The sequence below is a fragment of the Lysinibacillus sp. EB106-09-02-XG168 genome, from assembly GCF_058791475.1.
Window position 1 is genome coordinate 3,679,387 of the sequence record NZ_JBYTDN010000003.1, and the last position, 22,079, is coordinate 3,701,465.

The 22,079-nt window shown below is 38.4% G+C and carries 19 protein-coding genes and 1 riboswitch; of the genes, 6 read left to right on the forward strand and 13 right to left on the reverse strand.

Annotated elements, in window-relative coordinates:
- Positions 1-20 precede the first annotated feature (20 nt).
- From AC3WSO_RS18720 to AC3WSO_RS18730, 3 genes are all read right to left on the reverse strand, one after another.
- A complete protein-coding gene (locus tag AC3WSO_RS18720; RefSeq protein WP_492532912.1) occupies positions 21-662 on the reverse strand; it encodes a FadR/GntR family transcriptional regulator in 642 nt (213 codons plus the stop codon).
- 176 nt (positions 663-838) lie between these two features.
- Positions 839-3,922: a DNA polymerase III subunit alpha gene (gene dnaE, locus AC3WSO_RS18725; protein WP_492532914.1), complete on the reverse strand. Its 3,084-nt coding sequence runs from the start codon at positions 3,920-3,922 to the stop codon at positions 839-841.
- 436 nt (positions 3,923-4,358) lie between these two features.
- Positions 4,359-5,303, reverse strand: a complete 945-nt coding sequence (locus AC3WSO_RS18730) for a DHH family phosphoesterase (protein ID WP_492532916.1) — start codon at positions 5,301-5,303, stop codon at positions 4,359-4,361.
- A gap of 90 nt (positions 5,304-5,393) precedes the next feature.
- Here AC3WSO_RS18730 and AC3WSO_RS18735 point away from each other — a divergent pair, with 90 nt between their 5' ends.
- Positions 5,394-5,699 (forward strand): YtpI family protein, encoded by a 306-nt coding sequence (locus tag AC3WSO_RS18735; protein WP_492532918.1) that lies wholly within the window; start codon positions 5,394-5,396, stop codon positions 5,697-5,699.
- Positions 5,700-5,793: 94 nt separating this feature from the next.
- On the opposite strand, the gene AC3WSO_RS18740 is transcribed toward AC3WSO_RS18735, so the two are convergent.
- Together AC3WSO_RS18740 and AC3WSO_RS18745 are read right to left on the reverse strand one after the other, a co-directional pair.
- Positions 5,794-7,101 carry a DRTGG domain-containing protein gene (locus AC3WSO_RS18740; protein WP_492532920.1) on the reverse strand — a complete coding sequence of 436 codons (1,308 nt, stop codon included), beginning with the start codon at positions 7,099-7,101 and terminating at the stop codon, positions 5,794-5,796.
- A 152-nt stretch (positions 7,102-7,253) separates the two neighbouring features.
- Positions 7,254-7,937 carry a metal-dependent hydrolase gene (locus tag AC3WSO_RS18745; RefSeq protein ID WP_349659204.1) on the reverse strand — a complete coding sequence of 228 codons (684 nt, stop codon included), beginning with the start codon at positions 7,935-7,937 and terminating at the stop codon, positions 7,254-7,256.
- A 273-nt stretch (positions 7,938-8,210) separates the two neighbouring features.
- Here AC3WSO_RS18745 and AC3WSO_RS18750 point away from each other — a divergent pair, with 273 nt between their 5' ends.
- Positions 8,211-9,299, forward strand: coding sequence for a M24 family metallopeptidase (locus AC3WSO_RS18750; RefSeq protein ID WP_492532923.1), 1,089 nt, complete (start codon positions 8,211-8,213; stop codon positions 9,297-9,299).
- A 635-nt stretch (positions 9,300-9,934) separates the two neighbouring features.
- On the opposite strand, the gene ald is transcribed toward AC3WSO_RS18750, so the two are convergent.
- Complete coding sequence (gene ald, locus AC3WSO_RS18755; RefSeq protein ID WP_492532925.1) at positions 9,935-11,050, reverse strand: alanine dehydrogenase; 1,116 nt, start codon at positions 11,048-11,050, stop codon at positions 9,935-9,937.
- Between the two features lie 435 nt (positions 11,051-11,485).
- Here ald and AC3WSO_RS18760 point away from each other — a divergent pair, with 435 nt between their 5' ends.
- The gene (locus tag AC3WSO_RS18760; protein ID WP_079561606.1) at positions 11,486-11,935 is read left to right on the forward strand and encodes a universal stress protein; all 450 of its coding nucleotides are present in this window, start codon (positions 11,486-11,488) and stop codon (positions 11,933-11,935) included.
- A gap of 44 nt (positions 11,936-11,979) precedes the next feature.
- Here AC3WSO_RS18760 and AC3WSO_RS18765 read toward each other — a convergent pair whose 3' ends face one another.
- The 6 genes from AC3WSO_RS18765 to mbcS form a co-directional block, all read right to left on the reverse strand.
- Entirely contained in the window at positions 11,980-12,909 is a 930-nt protein-coding gene (locus AC3WSO_RS18765) for a class I SAM-dependent methyltransferase (protein WP_492532927.1), read from the reverse strand.
- Between the two features lie 89 nt (positions 12,910-12,998).
- On the reverse strand, positions 12,999-13,502 hold the full coding sequence (gene tpx / locus AC3WSO_RS18770) for a thiol peroxidase (protein WP_197144681.1): 504 nt from the start codon (positions 13,500-13,502) through the stop codon (positions 12,999-13,001).
- Positions 13,503-13,777: 275 nt separating this feature from the next.
- Positions 13,778-15,040, reverse strand: a complete 1,263-nt coding sequence (gene ltrA, locus AC3WSO_RS18775; protein ID WP_492531680.1) for a group II intron reverse transcriptase/maturase — start codon at positions 15,038-15,040, stop codon at positions 13,778-13,780.
- 590 nt (positions 15,041-15,630) lie between these two features.
- A complete protein-coding gene (locus AC3WSO_RS18780; RefSeq protein WP_492532929.1) occupies positions 15,631-16,248 on the reverse strand; it encodes an RDD family protein in 618 nt (205 codons plus the stop codon).
- 12 nt (positions 16,249-16,260) lie between these two features.
- Positions 16,261-17,274 carry a signal peptide peptidase SppA gene (gene sppA / locus AC3WSO_RS18785; protein ID WP_492532930.1) on the reverse strand — a complete coding sequence of 338 codons (1,014 nt, stop codon included), beginning with the start codon at positions 17,272-17,274 and terminating at the stop codon, positions 16,261-16,263.
- Positions 17,275-17,469: 195 nt separating this feature from the next.
- Positions 17,470-19,059, reverse strand: coding sequence for an acyl-CoA synthetase MbcS (mbcS, locus tag AC3WSO_RS18790; RefSeq protein WP_492532932.1), 1,590 nt, complete (start codon positions 19,057-19,059; stop codon positions 17,470-17,472).
- A 242-nt stretch (positions 19,060-19,301) separates the two neighbouring features.
- Positions 19,302-19,400, forward strand: a riboswitch (TPP riboswitch).
- Between the two features lie 88 nt (positions 19,401-19,488).
- Between mbcS and thiM the strand changes: the two genes are divergently transcribed.
- From thiM to thiE, 3 genes are read left to right on the forward strand one after another with little or no spacing between them, the layout of a single operon-like run.
- Entirely contained in the window at positions 19,489-20,244 is a 756-nt protein-coding gene (gene thiM, locus AC3WSO_RS18795; protein ID WP_492532934.1) for a hydroxyethylthiazole kinase, read from the forward strand.
- Positions 20,244-21,068 carry a bifunctional hydroxymethylpyrimidine kinase/phosphomethylpyrimidine kinase gene (gene thiD, locus AC3WSO_RS18800; protein ID WP_492532936.1) on the forward strand — a complete coding sequence of 275 codons (825 nt, stop codon included), beginning with the start codon at positions 20,244-20,246 and terminating at the stop codon, positions 21,066-21,068. The genes thiM and thiD overlap by 1 nt, the downstream gene beginning before the upstream one ends.
- Entirely contained in the window at positions 21,058-21,690 is a 633-nt protein-coding gene (thiE, locus tag AC3WSO_RS18805) for a thiamine phosphate synthase (RefSeq protein WP_492532937.1), read from the forward strand. Before thiD ends, thiE begins: the two co-directional genes overlap by 11 nt.
- A 146-nt stretch (positions 21,691-21,836) precedes the next feature.
- Here thiE and AC3WSO_RS18810 read toward each other — a convergent pair whose 3' ends face one another.
- Positions 21,837-22,052, reverse strand: coding sequence for an alpha/beta-type small acid-soluble spore protein (locus AC3WSO_RS18810; protein ID WP_079561613.1), 216 nt, complete (start codon positions 22,050-22,052; stop codon positions 21,837-21,839).
- Positions 22,053-22,079: the final 27 nt, after the last annotated feature.

Below are 22,079 nucleotides of genomic sequence, written 5' to 3' on the forward strand. Positions count from 1 at the left end.
TTTGACTCCCCCTTTGTTGTCTAATTACTTCGTAAAGTCTTCATCCATTGCTCGTAAGCTTTTAGTGCTTCTTTTTCATAGCCAAGCTGCATCGATTTCAACATAGTTTGGATGATTAATTTTTCTTCTTCTGTTGAGTTTCGATTTAAACGGTCACCATCATAAGCTGCTAACTGAAACCAGACTTTTAGTGAGAGACGATTTCCCGCCGTGATGATTATTTCTCGTAATACATCTCGACAATTAATCGTATCTTCTATCTCTAGCTTTACAAAAAAACTGTCCCACACCGGTAGTGTTCGCAGATTCCCTGTACAACTTATTACGCGAATGGCTTCCTTTTCATGAATTTGTCGCGTTAATTCGACATCCTTTTTCGATTTTTCATCTTCTAATATAAACATCGACAATATTTCTACGAGCTGATGCTTATGTGTGGAAGCTAGGAACGTACCTCCCCCATGTTTCGTTTCAATAAGACCTAACAATTCTAAGCTTCGCAATGCCTCTCTCACAGAGGATCGCCCGACACCTAGACGCTCTGAAAGGACTCGTTCAGAAGGTAGTTTATCTCCAGCCTGTATTTCTTCCATTTTAATAAGTTGTCGTAATTGTTGGACGATATCCAAAAACACTTTCTTTTGTTCGGTTTTTTTATCCATACGATCAACTCCTCTTATCAATTTCGCCTTGGCGTAATTGTATCTGTCGCTACATAAACAAATCAAAAGTGGTCTGGCCACTTTTGAACATTGACTCTAGCTTACAAAATAACTGTTAAAAAGTAAAGAAAAAACTGCATAAAAAATTTATGCAGTTTCTAATATTTTCTTCAATTTCATATTCTTTTCGTCGCTTGCGCATGTTTTACTTTCACTTGAGGTTTACCAAAGCGTCTTTCAAGTGTCCCCTCAATGAAAAGCAATTCATCTTCAAGTAACAGATCTTGAACAAGATGAAAAACCTGTGGAAATAAAGTTACAGATACTGATCCAAACTCATCCTGAAGCTGAACAAAGGCCATTTGCTCACCTTTTTTTGTGCGTATTTTTTTTACTTCTTCTATTATACCAATCATTTTGACATACGTTCCGTCACGCGCTTGTTTTAACTCTCTGCACGTACTATTTATTTCATGCCAAAAAGCTCTTTCCTCTGTAACCGGATGAGCCGATATATAAAAACCAAGACTTTCCTTTTCGTGTAGCAATTTTTCCTTTTGTGGCATCGCTTCCGCTTCCATATACTTTGGCTTACCAAAGCTAAAGGTAGTAGTCGATTCAATATCAATATCCTCAGTTGGTCTTAGCAGTTCTGCATGCTTCAAAGCTGCCTCCAATGTAGCTATCAGTACCGCCCGATCTTTATCTAAATAATCGAGAGCCCCTGCAAAAATTAAAGACTCCATTACTTTTGGTTTAAAATGCTGTGCGCTTAATGCAACTGCAATGTCAAAAATATTATCCAATGCTTCTGGTTTCGCCTGGCGTAAGGCGTATACTTTTTCTATAAATGTATAGGGAACACCCTTTATTCCGGATAAGCTGTAGCGAATTCCGTCCTTCTCAACAGTAAAGAATTTTGTACTTTGTTTTAATGATGGCGGGTAAAATGAAATTCCTTTCTCTTTTGCCTCATTCTCAAGTTGCAGAATTTTTTCCACATTTCCTGTTGCATTTGATAATAACGCGGAATAAAAACTTTGCGGGAAATGTGCCTTTAAATAGGCCATTTGGTAGGAAATAACGCTATATGCAACAGCATGGCTTTTAGGGAAACCGTAGTCTGCAAAGCGTACAATTAATGCATACACTTCTTCTGCCACATGTACGTCAAAGCCTTGCTTCATTGCTCCATCTACAAATGCGGTACGTTGCTCTTCTAATACTTGACGATTTTTCTTACTTACCGCTCGACGCAATAAATCCGCTTGTCCCATCGTAAATCCAGCCATCACCGAGGCAATTTGCATGATCTGTTCTTGATAAACTATGACACCAAATGTCTCTCGTAAAATGGGCTCTAATGCTGGATGCGGCATAGTAACCGATTCCCTTCCCGCTTTTCGCCTAGCATACATCGGAATAAAATCCATTGGACCAGGGCGATACAACGCATTGACTGCTACTATATCTAAAAAATGGGTTGGTTGAATATCACGCAAAGCTTGCTTCATACCCTCTGATTCTAATTGAAAAATCCCTAATGTATCTCCCATTTGAAGAAGTTGAAATGTTTTTTCATCTTGCATCGGTATAAGCTCAAACTCTATCCAAGGACCCCCAGCTTTATAAATTGACCAACGCACCTGCTCTAAAATTGTCAGGTTGCGCAATCCTAAAAAATCCATTTTGACAAGTCCACAGGCTTCTACATCTCCCATCGGCCATTGCGTACAATAAATTCCATCATGCCCTTCTTCAATCGGTATCGTATTAACTAATGGTGAAGGTGACAGCACAATTCCTGCCGCATGAGTGGAAGAATTTCTTGGCACCCCTTCAAGTTTTAACGCCACCTCTAACCAGTGACGATGTTTTTCATCCTCAGCTAACCAGCCTTGTAAGCCTTGTGATTCGGTCACTGCTTTTTGCAATGTTATTCCTGGTTTATTGGGAATCATTTTCGAGATTTTCTCTAACGTTTCAGCGTCAAAACCAAAAACACGTGCAACATCTCTAGCTACTGCCTTTGCAGATAAAGTGCCAAACGTAATAATTTGCGCCACATTTGCCTTGCCATATTTCTGAGCGACATAATGGATTACTTTTTGTCTTTTACTGTCGACAAAGTCAATATCGATATCCGGAAGTGTAACACGTTCCGGGTTTAAAAATCGTTCGAATAATAAGCCGTAAATTAATGGATCTACTTGCGTAATAGACAAGCTATAAGCTACAAGAGAACTTGCTGATGAACCACGACCAGGACCTGTTAAAATACGATTTTCTTTAGCAAAATGCATAAAGTCTGCAACAATTAAAAAATAATCTGCAAAGCCCATTGAACAAATAATCTCAAGCTCGTATTGAAGTCGCTCCTGATAAACTTTAGGAATCTCTGCTTGCTTTAATCGTTCTGCCAATCCTGCAAAAGTCTCTTTTACAAGCAAGCTTTCGGCTGTTTCATCTGTAGGAACAGGAAACTTAGGCATTTGAACGTGCATTTCAGGAATTTCCGCCGTACAACTCGCTAGCATCGTTGCACTAGACGCAAGCCATTCTGGATGATCAGCAAACCAGCTTCGCCATTCCTCTACTGTCGGAGCGAAATATCCTTGTAAATGAGCTGATCGCATTGTATCAGTTAGCTTTTCACCTGAATCTATCGCTCTTGCAACCTCAAAGGCGAAATGATCTTCTGGTCGTAAAAAATAACAGCTCTGAGAGGCAACTAACGTTATATTCATAGTTTCACACCACGTCACAAACGTGTCTTCTTTTTCGGCTTTCATTCCTGCTGGTCTTGCTATCCCCATAAATAAATGCTTGCCAAATACCTTGTTTAAAGCACTTGCTACTTCTATCCAACCCTCAGTTTCTACTAAATCATCCGAAGAAAGTAATGCCACACAGCCCGCCGCATATCCTTCAAGCCATTTCCACGGAAGCGTATTATCCTCTCTTATCGAAACTGCACTACTAATCTTTAAAAGATGCTGGTAGCCTTCTTGCGTCTGAGCATACAGCACAAGTGGAACTTTTCTATCTTGCCACTGTACGTTTATCGAGAGCCCTAATACAGCATGAATATTCGCTTGCTGCAATGCTTTACAAAAAGGCAAAAGCCCGTACAATTTTGAATTGACGATTGCACAGGCCTGAGTATTTTGCTCTTGTAAAAAAGGGATCAATTGTTCAAGCCGAATCGTACTTTGCAATAAATCCGCACTCGTATGCATTTTCGTATATACATGTGTCAAATGAATCCCTTCCTTTCTGGTATTAAAAAATGTTAATTTCAAAACTTCATTATTATGGCAGAAGCACATTCTAATTCTATTGAGTTTTCAAATCATCACTAAATATTGGATAATCGTCATGATGAGTGGTTGACCGTACCGGCTGGGCGCTTTCCTAGGGGCGTCCGATGCGCCGCTTGGGGCAACAGATGTTTTTGCGCGAAAGCGTAGTGCTAACGTAGCGACAGCAGAGGGTTTTGTTTGTGCGAAAGCGCAGCGACAGCAACAGCAGGATGTTGGTCAGGCGTTATCACAGGATGTGATGCATTTAGACTTCGTTCCTCTATTGCTGATCCTCAAGGAGTGGCCTAGCCTCCACTCCAATCAACACTTATATATGGCATACATGTAACAAATGTCATCCACAAAATTTAGCGATTGAGCCCAATATTCATGTTTATTGATATGATTTACAAATTTCCTGTAATCTCGTTATAACACGGTCTGCTTCTTCCCATGAATAAGCTGTAGCTCCTGAAGCGAGCGGATGCCCACCACCGTTAAATTCCTTCGCCAAAGTGTTAATAACAGGGCCTTTTGAGCGTAAACGTACACGAATTTGATCGACCTCTTCAATGAAGACCACCCATGCACAAATACCTTTCACACTTCCAAGACAACCTACTAACAAGGATGCCTCTGACGGTATAACATTGAAGTCTGCTAGCAATTCCTTTGTTAGCTTGATATGTCCTGCTCCGTACTCATCCATTTTGAAATTTTGATAAATATAGCCCTGTAAATTTAATAGCTTTTGCTTCATTTCATACATTCCATCGAAAATTTGATTTCGATCAAAATCATATGCAATAAGCTCCCCTGCAATTTTAAACGTTTTTGCGGTCGTGCTCGGGAATTGGAAACGTCCTGTATCTCCTACAATACCAGCAAACAATAATCTTGCGGAGGCATCTGGTAGAATCCAGTTGGCAACTTGTTTTCCTTCCTCAAAAAGCTCATAAATCATTTCACTACAAGAGCTCGCATTTGTATCTACCCATAGTAAATCACCATACGCATCGTCATTTGGATGGTGATCTATTTTAATAATCATTTTACCTTTTATATAGCGTTGATCGTCCACACGTTCTATATTTGCCGTATCTGTCACAATAACCAAAGCATTATCGTATTTTTCATCTGTAATGTCATCTGGATTTGCTAAAAATGATAATGATTCATCATGCTCACCTACAGCAAAAACTTTCTTTTCCGGATAATTTGCTAAAATAAGCTCTTTTAAGCCTTGCTGAGATCCATAAGCGTCTGGATCTGGTCGAACATGGCGATGAATAATGATTGTTTCATATGAAGCAATTGTGTCGATGATTTGTCTTTTCAAATTAATTTCCCCCAACTTGATAGTAATAACCGTTAGCATTTTTCTTCAATAATCGTTACAATAATGACTAATTATGCTAGGAGGTTTACTATGCCCAATTTAATATTTGTGTTTACAATAATCATATCATTTGTGTTTTATTTTTATTTTAAAACAAAACAGTTTCGATCTTCATTACCAATTGCTAAAAATTGGTATAAGAGTAAAGCCAATGTAAGTTTTGGTGCATTTATTCTTTTGTTTGGTTTAAACCAAGCATATTTATTCCCAGGATTATTTACATTTATTATTGTAGCAATTCTTGTCGTTTTAGGCATCTTTGTTATTGTCGAAAATATTAAAAAGGTTCGTCACTACGGTCAATTTGTTGAAGAAGAGTACCGTATTAACCAATAAATAATCGATTCTCGGCATAATTCCGTGACACCCGCTGAAAGAAATGAAAGGGATGGTCTAGCATTTACCCTAGACCATCCCTTTTTCCGTTTTCTTAACGCTCCAGTAATTGGAACATCATCATTGCCTTCCCAACAAGCATTTGTTGATTAAACACTTCGAAGTCCATTTTCACAAACTTACGACTCATATCTAATATTCGAGGCTTAACAGTAAGTGTGCTTTCCATTTGCACAGGCTTGATGAAATAAATCGTCATGTTTTCGGCAACTGCATCCCCACGTTTACGACGCTTTAATGAGAATGAGCCAACTTCCGCTAACAAAGTTGTAAATGCTCCATAAGAAATTGCCCCGTATTGGTTTGTCATTTGAGGAGTTACTTTAAATTCTACGATTAATTCTTCATCGCCAAGCACCTTCATCTCATTTTTCACTAAATCATCAATCGTTTCACCATGCTGAGGTTGTCTTTGAGCAAGCTGAAGCGCCTTTAATACATCTTGTCGACTAATTACACCTTGCAAAATATTATCATCATCGACAATTGGTAACAGGTCTATCCCTTCCCAAATCATACGATGTCCTGCAGAAGCAACACTCATTTTCATCGATCCAGCAATCGGATTTTTCGTCATAACCTTTTCAATAAACTCGTTTTCTTCGCGACCGATAACATCTTTTACTGTAATCATCCCAATAAGCTTATTGTTTGCTGTCACAACAGGAAATGCACCATGAGTTGTTCGTTCATTTAGCTTGTGGAAATGTTGAATTGTTTCATCATTTCGAAGAACAGAAGTATCAGTCATCGGCACAAAAATATCTTCAATAAATAAAATATCTTTTTTAATTAATTGGTCATAAATTGCGCGGTTAATCATTGTTGCCACAGTAAATGTATCATAGCTTGTTGAAATGATCGGTAAGTCCAAGGAATCTGCAAGTAATTTGTTTTCCTCAGTTGTATCAAAGCCCCCTGTAATTAACACAGCTGCACCAGCTCGAAGTGCATTTTCATGTGCTTTAATACGGTTACCAACGATAAGCAAGCTTCCTGCATCTGTATAACGCATCATATCTTCTAATTGCATGGCACCAATAACAAATTTTGTCAACGTTTTATGTAGACCTGTTTTTCCACCTAAAACTTGGCCATCTACAATATTTACGATTTCTGCGAAGGTTAATCGCTCAATATTTTCTTTCTTTTTCTTCTCAATACGAATTGTTCCAACACGTTCAATAGAGCTTACTAAACGACGATTTTCCGCTTCTTTAATAGCACGGTATGCCGTTCCTTCACTCACCTGCATTTCCTTTGCAATTTGACGTACTGAAATTTTATCACCAACGGGTAATGATTCGATGTATTGTAAAATTCTCTCATGTTTTGTAGACAAAATATCACCTATTTCTCAATCATCAATTCTGCTCTTAGTGTACCATATTTTTTATAAAAATATTTAATATAAAGTGATGAATTTGTTATACTTTTCCCATCGTTTCAACTACGCACGTGGTGTCAACTCATATAGTACAGCAGTGTCACTGATTAGGAACAGTTTACTTTTTCACCCGCTTTTAAAATTTGAACCTCTGCATTTTGCACTAAATCTGCAAAAATTTGTGGATCCTGCTCGATTGGAGGGAATGTATTGTAATGAACTGGTACGACAATTTTCGGCTTCAAAAATGACACTGCACAAGCCGCGTCTTCTGGACCCATCGTAAAATTATCACCAATTGGTAAAAATGCAATGTCAATAGGATGGCGTTCTCCTATTAGTTTCATATCACTAAACAAAGCTGTATCCCCTGCATGATAAATTGTTAATCCTTCGATAAATAGTAAAATTCCAGCAGGCATTCCCATATAAATAATTTCGTTATTTTCAGTTACATATGACGAACCGTGGAAAGCTTGCGTAAACTTCACTTTACCAAAATCAAATTCCTTGGCTCCCCCTATATGCATCGGGTGCACTTTCACTCCTTGCCAAGAAATCCAATTGGCTAACTCATTTGGCGCAATGACAAGTGCATCTTTTTTCTTTGCAAGCTCCACTGTATCACCAACATGATCATTATGGCCATGTGTAAGTAAGATTATATCTGGTGCTTCCTCAGCAACCTTTAAATCTGTTTGCCCATTCCCATTAATGAATGGATCTATCAAGATTGTTTTCCCATTTGATTGAATTTTGACAACAGAATGTCCATGATAACTAATTTCCATTTACGTTTCCTCCCTGCGGTACTTATTGTTCTACACCATTTTTTATTCGCTATCCATGCGATTTTTCCCTTTTTTTGATATGCTTGTACAGAGAATAATAGATTCTTTCCCAACAAAGCATACCTTGTAGGGAGACAATTATTCATTCGTACAAAAATGAAGCATCGAATTAGAGTTTTAAATCGCTCAAAAGTCGAAGCCTCATCCCGGTTAGGCTATTAGTTTAGCCAAGCACATGGAAATTTTTCAGTGCAATCAGAGGAGGAACTGTTTATGTCAAAGGTTAAAGAAATTCAAAGTTATTTACAACAAAACCAAATTGATGCCGCTTTCGTAACGACACCAGACAATGTTTTTTACGTTTCAGGCTTTAAAAGTGATCCACATGAGAGATTGCTAGGCGTGATGATTTTTAAAGAGGCAGAACCTTTTTTAATTTGTCCAAAAATGGAGATCCCAGATGCGAAGGATGCAGGTTGGTCTTATGAAGTCATCGGCCACCAAGATACTGAAAATTCAATGGAAGTTCTTGCACAAGCGATAAAAGCTCGTAATGTTAATCCACAAACGTTTGCTATTGAGAAAGGTCAACTTATTGTTGAACGTTTAGAAGCCCTTCAACAATCATTTCCACAGGCAAGTTTTGTCCGCCTTGATGAAAAAATCAATGCTATGCGCGTAATTAAAGAGGCAACTGAATTAGAAAAATTACGTAAAGCCGCTGCACTAGCTGACTATGCTATTGAAATTGGCTGTAAAGAAATCGCAGAAGGCAAAACAGAAATGGAAATCTTAACGGCTATAGAAAGTGCTATTCAGGATAAAGGCTGCAAGATGTCCTTTGAGACAATGGTATTAAGCGGTCCAAAAACAGCCTCTCCACATGGTAAACCAGGTGCTCGAAAAATAGAAAAAGGCGATATGATCTTATTCGACCTTGGCGTAATTTACGATGGTTATTGTTCTGACATTACACGTACAGTTGCTTTTGGTGAGCCTAGTGAAGCACAAAAGGAAATTTACAACACAGTACTAGCTGCTAACACAAATGCTATTGCAGCAGTGAAGCCAGGTGTTCGCGCAATGGATTTAGATAAAATCGCTCGTGATACTATTACTGAAGCAGGCTATGGCGAATACTTCACACACCGACTTGGTCATGGACTCGGCATTTCTGTACATGAATTCCCATCTGTTACAGGCGCAAATGAAATGACTATGGAAGAAGGCATGGTCTTCACAATTGAGCCTGGCATCTATAAATCCGATGTGACAGGTGTCCGTATTGAAGATGATGTAGTAGTAACAAAAGACGGGGTAGAAATACTTACAAAATTCCCGAAAGATTTGATTGTACTATAGTTTATTGAATCATATAGAAAAGAGGCTGGGACATAACTAGTTTCAATTAATGAGAAATCCGAATTTAAATGAATTCAAATTCGGATTTCTCTATTTTTTATGTTGTCTCCATATAATAGTTCTTAGCTAATGGCTATGAATTTTCTTAAATCCACAGCCATTAATGCGAGGCCCATCTCGTTTTCAACCTTCAAGTGGTGACTTAATTTTATCAGAAGTGGTCCTTATTTTTTTCATAAAAAAAATTTAAAGCCTGCGAAATTGAGATTTATCGAGAAGTATTGATTGTTTATCGACCAACTTTCGAAAAATATCGACATCTACCTTCATCAAAAAAGTGCGAGAAATCAACATTTCTAAATTGAGTTCTCTCACTTTTTAAGGTTTTGACCAGTTTTGTCCCAGCCTCTTTTTTAGTTTAAAGTATGCGTTCCAGGGTCTCGGGCCAACAGATGTTCACTTTTGAAATGAATAAAATATGCTATCGCTGAATGGAGCAGAAGGCGGCTCAACGCTCGCCCACAGGAAAGCGAGTAGCCTGGGACGGAAATCAACCCTCGTTTTGCTAAGAAGAATAGCTTTTCAACAACATAAAAGGAAGCAACCAAACACGGTGCTTCCTTTTGATATTTTACTTATTGAATTAATTCATCAACATTTACATATGGCAAACCTTGAGAATCTGCAACAGCTTTGTAAACAAGATGTCCATCAATAGTATTAACACCTAGTTTCAATGCAGCGTTTTCAACACATGCTTGTCTATAACCCTTATTAGCAATTTGAAGTGCATAAGGAATTGTATTATTTGTTAAAGCAATTGTTGATGTACGTGGTACAGCTCCTGGCATATTTGCTACTGCATAATGCACAACTCCATGTTTTACATAAGTCGGATTATCATGTGTCGTCACTCGATCAGATGTCTCAAAAATACCGCCTTGGTCAATAGCAATATCGACCACTACTGAGCCTGGTTGCATTGACTGAATCATTTCCTCAGAAACTAGCTTTGGTGCTTTCGCACCAGGAATTAAAACGGCTCCAACTACTAAATCTGAGTTTTTCACTGATTCTGCAATATTATATGGATTGGACATTAATGTTTGTACATCACGGCCAAATAAATCTTCTAATTGACGTAAGCGTTCTGGGCTTAAATCAATAACCGTTACATCTGCACCCATTCCAACAGCTATTTTCGCCGCATTTGTTCCAGCTATACCGCCACCAATCACTGTAACTTTACCACGAGGAACACCTGATACGCCGCCTAGTAAAATACCTTTACCCTCATGATTTTTCTCTAAGAACTGTGCACCAATTTGCGTTGCCATTTTACCAGCAACTTCACTCATAGGTGTTAAAAGCGGTAAAGAACCATTTGTTAATTGCACTGTTTCATAAGCAATGCCTACAACTTTTTTATTTAAAAGTGCCTGCGTCAATTCAAGCTCTGGCGCTAAATGTAAATAAGTAAATAAGATTTGACCTTCATAGAAGTAATCGTATTCTGATGCTACAGGTTCTTTTACTTTCATGATCATTTCTTGCGCCCATGCTTCTTTTGCCGTATCCACAATATGAGCGCCTGCAGCAACGTAGTCTGCATCTGTAAAGCTTGAGCCTAAACCTGCTCCAGTTTCAATGTACACTTCATGACCTGAATTTGTTAATGTAACAACTCCTGCTGGTGTCATGGCTACACGATTTTCATTGTTTTTAATCTCTTTTGGAATACCAATCTTCATCTTCCCTATCCCCTTCCATTACCTAAAAAATAAGCACATTTTGTTACATACTCTTCGATGTATTGATGCACCCCTTGCATTTCCATATTACCAAACATAAACAAAAAATGCTTTAATTTAAATAATAATAGATAAAATTAATAATATTTTTATAATGCTAAATATTCAAACTAATAGGGCGGTAATTTTCGACGCTTTTCTTTCTTACAGGATGGAATTTATTAAAACATATTCCTTTTATTAGTTGATAAGAGTGAAGGTTGTAAAGCTCCTTGAGTTCACAGCGCCTTAGAGAAATGTGAATCCCCTATGTTATGATGATAAACAGAATCACTGTAAACGTCTTCATTTTTTCACATTTTTTCTTCCGGAAAGTATTTCCTTTGGAAAATCATTTGGTATAATCAACATATACAAATCAGGGAGGTAATACAAATGGCTAATAAATATAAAAGCATTGTAGTTGCAGTAGACGGTTCGAAGGAAGCTGAATACGCTTTCCGTAAATCAATTGATGTAGCAAAACGTAACGATGGTGCTGTATTAAATTTAGTAAATGTTATTGATACACGTTCTTTCGCTGCTATTGAAGCATATGACCGTTCGATTGCAGAGCGTGCTCAAGCATTCTCTGAAGAGCTACTAAATGGTTACAAAAAACAAGCTGAAGAAGAAGGCTTAACAAATATTAACCTTGTAATTGAGTATGGCTCACCAAAAAATATCATTACAAAAGAGCTTTCTAAAATTGTAGACGCAGACTTAATCATCTGTGGTGCAACTGGTCTAAATGCAGTAGAACGCTTCCTAATCGGTTCAGTATCTGAAGCGATTGTACGCTCAGCTAAATGTGACGTACTTGTTATCCGCACACCTGAAAATTAATTTTGTATTACATAAAAGGTATCCAATATTGGATACCTTTTTACTTATTTCCCTTCTTGCCACATCTTCACTTTTTCAAAGAACATAGCTAGAGCTTGTTTATTTTGCATATTTGGTACTTTTGCTAATAGCACCTCTTTTGGCGCTTTGAAATCCTTACCTTGCTTTTGTAAAATGACAATGCTCTTTTCTAGTGCTTTGTTGGCGAACATTGTATCTGGCAATTGAATAATTGCTTGAATCCAAGCATGCTTTTGAATGTATTTATGCAGTTGTTTCGATTGCTCAGATTCAAAGAGATGCGTTGGTGCAAGGAAAAATAAATAGCCTCCATCCTTCGTGTAGTTAATGGATTGCTCAATAAATAAATGATGCGCATAGCTCAACCCTTCTGAAGGGCACAGCTCATAGTCTAATGCGATATCTTCATTCGGATAATAGCCCACGGGTAAATCACAAACAATAGCATCTGCAGGACTTACTAATAAATCTTGTAACGCATCTTGACGGTATAAAGAAACAGGCTGCTCTGTCAAATCAGCTGTAGCAGCAGCTATACGAATAAGTAGTTCATCAACCTCAACACCTGATGCCTCTATTTTCTCGTCTAATAAGTTCATAACAGTTAGGAGTAAATTCCCTGTACCTACTGCTGGATCTAAAATCGAAATTTTTTCGGTTTTTAGACGATCTGCAAATAGTTGCTCCACAAAATAACCAACTAATAACCCAAGAGTATCTGGTGTCATCTGATGATTCGGCTGAGAGCCTTTTCGCATTCCCTTTAAAACAGCAATTTGAATCGCTTTGCGCACATCTTCCTTTGTAGCGCCTTCTTGTGAAAAATCAACTTCCCCATCTAGCCATGCCTCTAAGCCATCTAGAATACCCTCTAGCAATGTAATATTATGTTCTTTTTCTATCTTTTCAGCATGTTCATTTAGCATTCCAAACAACTTCTCGATATTTTCCATATCCAACTTCCTTTCACGCAGAAAAGAGCCGTGACAAAAACTTGTCACAGCTCCTTTGTCTAGTAATATCTTAGCCTAAAATCAATAAATTATGCTAGTGCTTTGACAGCCGCAATCGCCGCTTCATAGTTTGGATGGTCTGTTGCTTCAGGAACATATTCCACATATGTCACTTTGTCATTTGCATCCACAACAAATACTGCGCGCGTTAGAAGACGTAACTCTTGAATATAGACACCATATGCTTCACCAAAAGACAGGTCACGGTGATCTGAAACTGTTTGAACAGCATCAATACCCGCAGCACCACACCAACGTTTTTGAGCGAATGGAAGGTCAACAGATACTGTATAGATTACTACATTATCACCTAAGCCAGCTGCTGCTTCATTAAAACGACGTGTTTGCGCATCGCATACACCAGTATCCAATGATGGTACCACGCTAAATAAACGAATTTTCCCCTCTGAATCTTTTAATGTAACAGGTGACAGGTCATTCGCTAATATAGTGAAATCTGGTGCTTGATCTCCAACCTTTACTTCGTTCCCTACAAGTGTTACTGGACCATTTTTAAATGTTACTTGTGCCATGTAAACGCCTCCTAATCATCATATGTACTTAATATTACTAAATGGAGGGAATTAATTGCAACTGAGACAGCTTATCAAAAATAGTTTTGAAAAATCTTTTGGCACCTATTCAGCCATGTTTACTAAACGTTGCACCTTTTTCCAAGTTCATCACCATAATGTAGGGTTGATTTCCCAACAAACTAATGATGAATCACCCAATTCGAGTAGGAGGGAGTGATTAACTCCCGACCTCTCACACCACCGTACGTACGGATCCGTATACGGCGGTTCAATTAAGATGAATAACGCAAAGTTTCGTAACGAACTTGCAGACTTTTCAGCCCTTGGCTTTCCCAATAGGAATTGCCGAGGGTTCTGTGCAATATGGGGCTTTTTGAAATGCGCCAGTACCCTTTTCGGGTATTTCCCCATTCGTATGCTTTTCCGTACGGAACTTTTAAACGAATGAGATTTCTGACTCTGGTTCGGGGTTTCTTCCAATTCTTCCAAAGACACATTCGCAACCTTCTCTTAATCCAACTGTCTAATTTACTGAATACTGAAGGTGTATCTGCGAGCGCAAAATATCCACACCATCCAATTAGATATTGGTTTAATTTCTCGATACGATATTCCATTGGAAATGGCATCTTTCTAGAGGTAATTTCTCGTATTTTCTTCTTCATTCGTTGAAGGCTTGTTTTCGCCACCCGAACTTTTGGTTCTTTATGGTGTGAAAAACTAAAACCCAAGAATTTTCGATTCCACGGTCGGTCTACCGCTGATTTGGACTCATTCACTTTCAAGCGTAATGTACCTTCGACGAATCGCTGTACACTTGCTATTGTACGCTCTCCTGCACGTTTACTCTTCACATAGATATTGCAGTCATCTGCGTAGCGAACGAATTTATGACCACGTTTCTCTAATTCTTTATCCAACTCATCTAACACGATATTAGAAAGAAGTGGACTTAATGGTCCACCTTGCGGTGTTCCTTCCTCTGTACTTGAAACAACTCCATTTATCATGACACCTGCTTGGAGATATTTACGGATAAGTTTTAATAATGATTTATCATGAATTCTTTTCGCTAATGTTGCCATTAATCGGTCGTGGTTGACCTTATCAAAGAATTTCTCTAAATCCATATCCACAACCCAACGATATCCTTCCTTCATATAACCCTTCGCCTTTCGGACTGCGTCATGAGCACTCCGTTTTGGTCGGAACCCATAACTGTTGTCCGAGAAAGTTTGGTCATATTCTTTTGATAATATCTGCGATATGGCTTGTTGAATCAAACGGTCTGTCACGGTTGGGATTCCTAATAGACGCACACCGCCGTCTGGTTTCGGGATTTCGACACGAAGTACTGGTTGCGGTTCATAAGTTCCCATTAGAATTTGCGCTTTAATGGATTCCCAGTTTTCGAGGATGTGCTGACGTAAAGTTTGTACGGGCATCATGTCTACTCCCTGGCTTCCTTTATTCGCTTCCACTCGCTTTAATGCTTGTATCATATTCGGACGTGCTAGAATTTGATTCAACATCACCATTTCGTTCCTTTCCGTGAATAGCTTGTCTTCTTATGCCCACCTGAACTACACCCTCCGCAAATACCCTCATGGACTTCACCATTACTTTCTAAGCGTGAGGTTTCTCTGTTTTCTGTGTTTATTCATTCAAGATGGAATGCCAAGGGCTATTCTCTCTTAGTTGTTCGGTCCTTCCGATTAGTTCTAGACCCAATCGTACTATGACCTCTGCTGACTTCTGATGGTTCAGCTACTTGTCACCAAGTAATTTATGAAGGGTACTTCACGTTTCCATCAGACCTCCCCGGGTAAGCACGTGCACTTTCACACCATCTATCCGCCTCATTTACTCGATATGACCTTCGACAGAAAGGACTTTGTTTTGATTTGCAAACTCATCCAATCATACCTAGCCTTCTATGAGGTTCGTGTTCCTCGGACCGGTGTTTTGCCTCCAGCTTCCTTCAGATTCCGCGTCGCCACGGACACCCTTGCTCTTGGCTAACCTCTACTTCTGTCTTCGGGGTTCGGGACTTACACCCTATAGTTCATATGCATGCCGGGCGCACAAATAAAGAGCTGTCTCTGCAATGAGACAGCTCTAACCATTATTCTTCGTTTTTTTCCTCTAGCTTTTCAGGTTCTGATTTTTCCTCTAGAGATACAAGTTCAGTCTTTTCCTCTTTGATTGACAAAGGAGGTTCCACAATGTTTTTTTCTATATATATTTTTTCATGAACGACTGTTGTATCCGCGAAGTAATCGTGTAAACCTTGATTGTTCGGTAAGATGCCTACTAGAATATAAAGTGGCATAAAAATGGTGTTGATGATGCGCCCGATCCAATCACGGAATAATACGTCTGACCAAGTGAGATTCTCATGCTTTAATGAAATAACACGTAATCCAAATATCATTTTCCCTAATGTTTGCCCAAAAAATCTCGTCATTAATACGAAATAACTGTAATAGAGAGTAGCGGATATAATCGAAATCGGTGCATACCACACTGTTTCAGATAATGACCAATCCATTAAATAAAAAATTGGGTTAACGAGAATTCCACCTACTGCTGAAATAATTAATCCGTCTATTAAAAAGGCCCAAAAACGTATCCAAAAGCCTGCCGTTTTTAATGCATAAATCTTATTCGTATTTGGCTCATCCATTAGGTGAGCATTCTCCATAGAGGGTGACCCTTGCATAACAATTTCATTGTTTGTCATTGTACGCCCTCCTTAGTATTCGCCATATAGGTACATCATTTTAGGTGCTTTATAGTCCGCCATAATTTTCATCAGCATTTTTTCCTCTGCTGATGGACCAAATACGGATCCAATTTTCATCCCAACATATGATTGCCAGCCACCCACATCATATGTATACTCGAATAATTCTGCGTCCTCTAAACCAAAGTCTTTACGCAATGCAGTAATTGTTGCTTCCTCATCACCAATCTCATCAACTAACCCTGCTTCAAGGGCCTTCTTACCACTAAGAATTCGACCATCGGCCACTTTTTTCACATCTGGTTCAGACATATTACGTCCATTTGCAACAATACTAACGAATTCTTGATACGTTTCATTTATCATGTCTTGCATCATAGCACGCTCTTCCGGTGTCACTTCACGCATTGGACTAAGCATATCCTTATGTTCACCAGATTTAAACGTTTCATATTTCACACCAACTTTTTCTGCTAACGCCTGATAATTAATAGATTGCATAATGACACCAATCGAACCTGTAATTGTATCGCGTTGCGCAAAAATTTTATCTGCAGGTGCTGAAATGTAATAACCACCTGAGGCTGCCATCGAATCCATAGATACATAGATTGGAATTTGTCGTTCTTCTTTAATTTTCAACAGCTTTTTATATATTTCTGCTGATTCCTTTACACCACCACCCGGTGTATTAACACTTAAGACGATACCTTCCACAGTCTCATCATATAAAATATTATCTAATTGATTTAAGAAAAATTGATGATCATAAGAAATTGGTTGCCATAATGTACTTGATCCAACATCTTGAATCGTACCATCAACCTTTAAGTATGCAATACGTTTATCCAAATCGCCGCTTTCTTTTACCTCTTCTAATACCGTCAAGTCGTCTCCAGCAACCAAGCTATCAAAACTGCTAAAGAAATCTGATTTAAATATTGCAAAAATAGTGTTCATTCCTAATGAAAATACTAATAGCACACCTGCAATTATTAAAGCAGCCCACCTTTTACCATTCATATTTTTCTGCCTCCTCAATAATTTGTTTCATACTTATTGCAATAATTTGGCTTATCACAATAATACGAAGTTGATCTCCACACTTTGCAAAAGCTTTAACTATTCAACCTATAATACATTACCTAATATTATAAAAAAAATCAAAGTTCATAAAAAAAGCAGGAACTTTGATTTTCGACATTATTTCTTAGGAAATTAATGATGTGTGATAGAATGAATTTTTTCTTGCTCTCGTAATTCGACACGACGAATTTTGCCTGATGAGGTCTTTGGCAGCTCAGTAACAAACTCAATCGCACGAGGATATTTATATGGGGCTGTTAAAGTTTTTACATAGCTTTGTAGGTTTTTTATAAGTGTTTCATTACCAACTTCGCCTTCACAGAGCACAACAAACGCCTTCACGAGATTTCCACGGATCTCATCTGGACTTGCAACAACGGCAGTTTCTTTCACTGCAGGATGCTTCAACAACGCATCTTCTACCTCAAATGGGCCAATCGTATACCCAGAAGAAATAATGACATCATCCCCACGTCCTTCAAACCAAAAATAACCGTCATTATCTTTGTATGCACGATCTCCGGTAATATACCAATCGCCTCTAAATTGTAAATCTGTCCGTTCTGGATCGTTTAAATATTTTTTAAATAACGCGGGCGTTTCACAGTGTACAGCAATATCTCCAACTTCCCCGACCGCAACAGGATTTCCCATATCATTTATAATTTCAACAGTATTACCCGGAGTAGGTTTGCCCATTGATCCCATTCTAGACTCCATCCCTACCATTGTACCAACAAGTAATGTATTCTCTGTTTGTCCATAGCCATCTCGTACTTGTAAATTATAAACTTCGGAAAATACTTTTATCACTTCACTATTTAAAGGTTCACCTGCTGACACAGCCTGACGTATTGTACTTACATTAAAATTTTGTAAATTTTCAAGACTCGCCATAAATCGATATTCGGTTGGTGTGCAACATAGAATATTAATATTGAATTTTTCAATCAATGCAAAGTAAGTTGCCGCATCAAAGTGACCTTTGTAAACAAATGCTGTTGCACCACTTCCTAAAGTAGCGAGGAACGGACTCCAAATCCATTTTTGCCAGCCTGGAGCTGCTGTTGCCCAAACAATATCACCCTCTTGAACACCTAACCAATTTGGTGCAGTAGTTCGCAAGTGTGCGTAACCCCAGCTATGTTTATGTACCGCTGCCTTTGGATTGCCTGTTGTACCACTTGTATATGCTAAAAATGCAATGTCTGTACTCTTAGTTGGAGTAGCGCATATATAAGATGTTGGTTGGCTTTGCATTTTTTCAAGCAGCGGTTGCCAAGGTTCATGTGCATGACCAATGACAAATTGCTTTATTGCTTCTAAATTATCCACATTATCAAATTGTTCAATATAAGGCTCAAATGCAACAACTCCTTTTGCATCGGCATGATTGATTCGATATTCAATATCTTTAGTTCTCAGCATTTCTGAACTAGGTATAATAGTTAAGCCTGCCTTCAAAGCTGCAATATACACGATATATGCTTCCACTGATCTCGGTACCATGACTAAAATTACGTCGCCTTTTTTTAAACCTTGGGAGGTAAATACATGTGCTGCCTGATTCGCCTTTTCAAGTAAAGTTGTATATGTTAAGTACTGAATTTCCTCGTTTTCGCCATAAACTAATAATGCATTTTTGGTAGGATCCTGCGCATATTTCTCAATTTCCTCTGAAATGTTATACCATTCTGGTGCGATTAAATCTTCTCTTTTCATGGCAATTGCCCCCTTTTGTTACGCTCATTATAAAACTCAATTTTTATCATTTTCAATGGAATTCACTCTAATTCATTAAAGTCGTGACAACTATCATGCTCCGCTATATGGCATCAGTCACGTATAGCTTCTATTCATTTCAATTTGGCGTAATCGTCGCTTTCGCACAGAATTACTGAATGCAAATAAAAAACTCCTATTGAACGCGAATGAATAATATGGTACATTTTGGTCAACTAAAAGCATGATTGCAGGGGGACTCATTTAGAGTTGAGAAGGTAAAACCTGACCCTTTGAACCTGTTAGTTAATACTGACGTAGGGAGCAATTCACATCGACTTACTGATGAAAGGCTCTTTTACGTGTTTTTTGCGCACGAAAAAGGGCCTTTTTTGCACGCTTACGTCCATCCAACGAGGAGGACTTAAATTGATATTCCAAACGATCCGTAAACAAAATCCACTTATTCATTGCATGACGAATTATGTTGTTGCTAATTTCCAAGCAAATGGCTTATTAGCAATAGGCGCTTCCCCAGTCATGGCTGATGACGGTCATGAGGTTGAGGAAATGGTCACAATCGCCTCAGGCTTATTGATCAATATTGGGACCCTTAATGAGCGAATGAAAGAATCCATGTTACTTGCAGGAAAAAAAGCAAATGTTCTTGGTATTCCGGTTGTTTTAGATCCTGTTGCAGCAGGTGCAACGACTTACCGGAAACAAACGGTACAGCATTTATTGGAGGAAATAAAATTTGCGGCAATTCGATGTAATATCGGAGAGCTTGCAGCAATTGCCAATGTAGACTGGCAACAAAAAGGCGTAGATAGTGGTAGTGGTTCAATTTCTTTAGAACTAGAGGCGCAGAAAATAGCTCAACTTTACAATTGTATTGTTATTGTGACAGGTGAAAAGGATTTTATTACTGATGGCAAACATCAGCAATGGGTTACAGGTGGAAATTCGCAAATGACAGAAGTCACTGGAACAGGTTGCTTATTGAGTGCACTATGTTGTGCCTCCTTCACCGCAGGAGCTCAACCTTTTGACCAATTACTAGAAACATTATCGCTATATAAAAAATTAGCAGAAAAAGCCGCTTCTTCTACTCGATTCATTGGCGATTTTCAAATTGCTGTATTAAATGAACTACATCGCCTTTCAAAGGAAGGTGAAGAATAATGCATATTGTAACGACAATTGCCGGTTCAGATAGTGGCGGCGGTGCAGGTATACAAGCTGATTTAAAAACATTCCAGGAATTAAAAGTATTTGGAACGTCTGTCATTACTGCTTTAACAGCCCAGAATACTTTGGGTGTATCGGATGTTTTACCAATTGAAGTGAGCTTTGTTGAAAAACAACTGAAAGCGCTAATCGAGGACTTTTCAATTAGTGCTATTAAAACAGGAATGTTGTTTTCCTCCGAAATCATCCAATCAATTGCACATATTTTAGCCGAAGTAAATATTCCACTTATTGTAGATCCTGTTATGATCGCAAAAGGTGGCGAGAGCTTATTACAGCAAGAAGCAATTGAGGCATTACGAAATTATTTGCTACCTTTAGCAACAATTGTAACGCCAAACATTCCTGAGGCCGAAACCCTTTCTGGAAGAAAAATTAATTCTTTAGCAGATATTAACGAAGTAGCCCAAATCTTATTACAGACAGGTGTTCAATGTGTCGTTATGAAAGGCGGTCATTTAGAAGATAAATGTTATGCTACTGATTATGTTTTTTTTCAAGATGGTCGATCATTTTCTATGCAATCTACTCGAATTGCAACAAAAAACACGCATGGTACAGGCTGTACATTTTCCGCTGCATTAACTGCTTTTCTTGGTCTTGGGCTACCTATAGAAAAGGCAATTGAGGAAGCTAAAAAATTTATTCAATTAGCAATAACTCATGATTTATCTATTGGGAATGGCCACGGTCCAACAAATCATTTTGCTTATCAACAGTATAAAGATTCCTACGAGGTGATCATTCATGAAACGTGACGATCTGCAGCTATATTTTATTATGGGCACAGGTAATGTTTTCAAACAGGAGCCACTAACCGTATTAGAGAAAGCTCTCCTATCTGGAATTACTATGTTTCAATACCGTGAAAAAGGGCCAAATCCCCTTACTGGACAAGCCTATGAAAATTTTGCTCGTAAATGTCAAAAGCTCTGTCAACAGTATCATGTTCCGTTTATTATTAATGATGATGTTGAGCTAGCTATTAAGCTTAGAGCAGATGGCGTTCATATTGGCCAAGAAGATTTCCCTGTGTCAATGGTACGTGAAAAAATTGGCAATATGATACTAGGTGTTTCTGTTCATTCTCAAGCGGAATTAAAAACTGCTTTACAATATGGTGCTGACTATGTAGGTATTGGTCCAATTTTTTCAACTACTTCTAAAAGTGACGCCAAACCGCCTAGTGGAACTGAATTTTTACAGCAAGTTCGCAGACAATATCCAGAGCTGCCTATCGTTGCAATTGGAGGCATAAACTGTTCGAATGCATATACGGTATTTAAAGCAGGTGCAGATGGGATAGCAGTTATTTCCGCAATTTGCGAAAGTGAGGATATTTCGAATACAGTCTCTATATTTAAAGCATTTGTAGGATAAAGTGAAACTTTAATCAGTGGGCGTCATTCAAGCGGGTTTAAATTACTCCTTGTTTATGTGGGATAAAAAATAAACATTTTAAACAAACTAAAACCAGTGCCTTTTACGGTCACTGGTTTTAATTTTAATAATTGCTAATTAAGCAATTATTGGTTGTTCGGCATACCTTTTAATTGAGATTCTGCCATTTGTACAAGACGTTTAGTGATTTCACCGCCAACGGAACCGTTAGCACGAGCTGAAGCGTCAGCTCCTAATTGAACACCAAATTCTTGTGCAATTTCGTATTTCATTTGATCAAGTGCGCGCTCTACACCAGGTACAGCAAGTTGATTTGAACTGCGGTTGTTGTTGTTTGCCATGTGTTTCTCACCTCCTTGTGAATATAG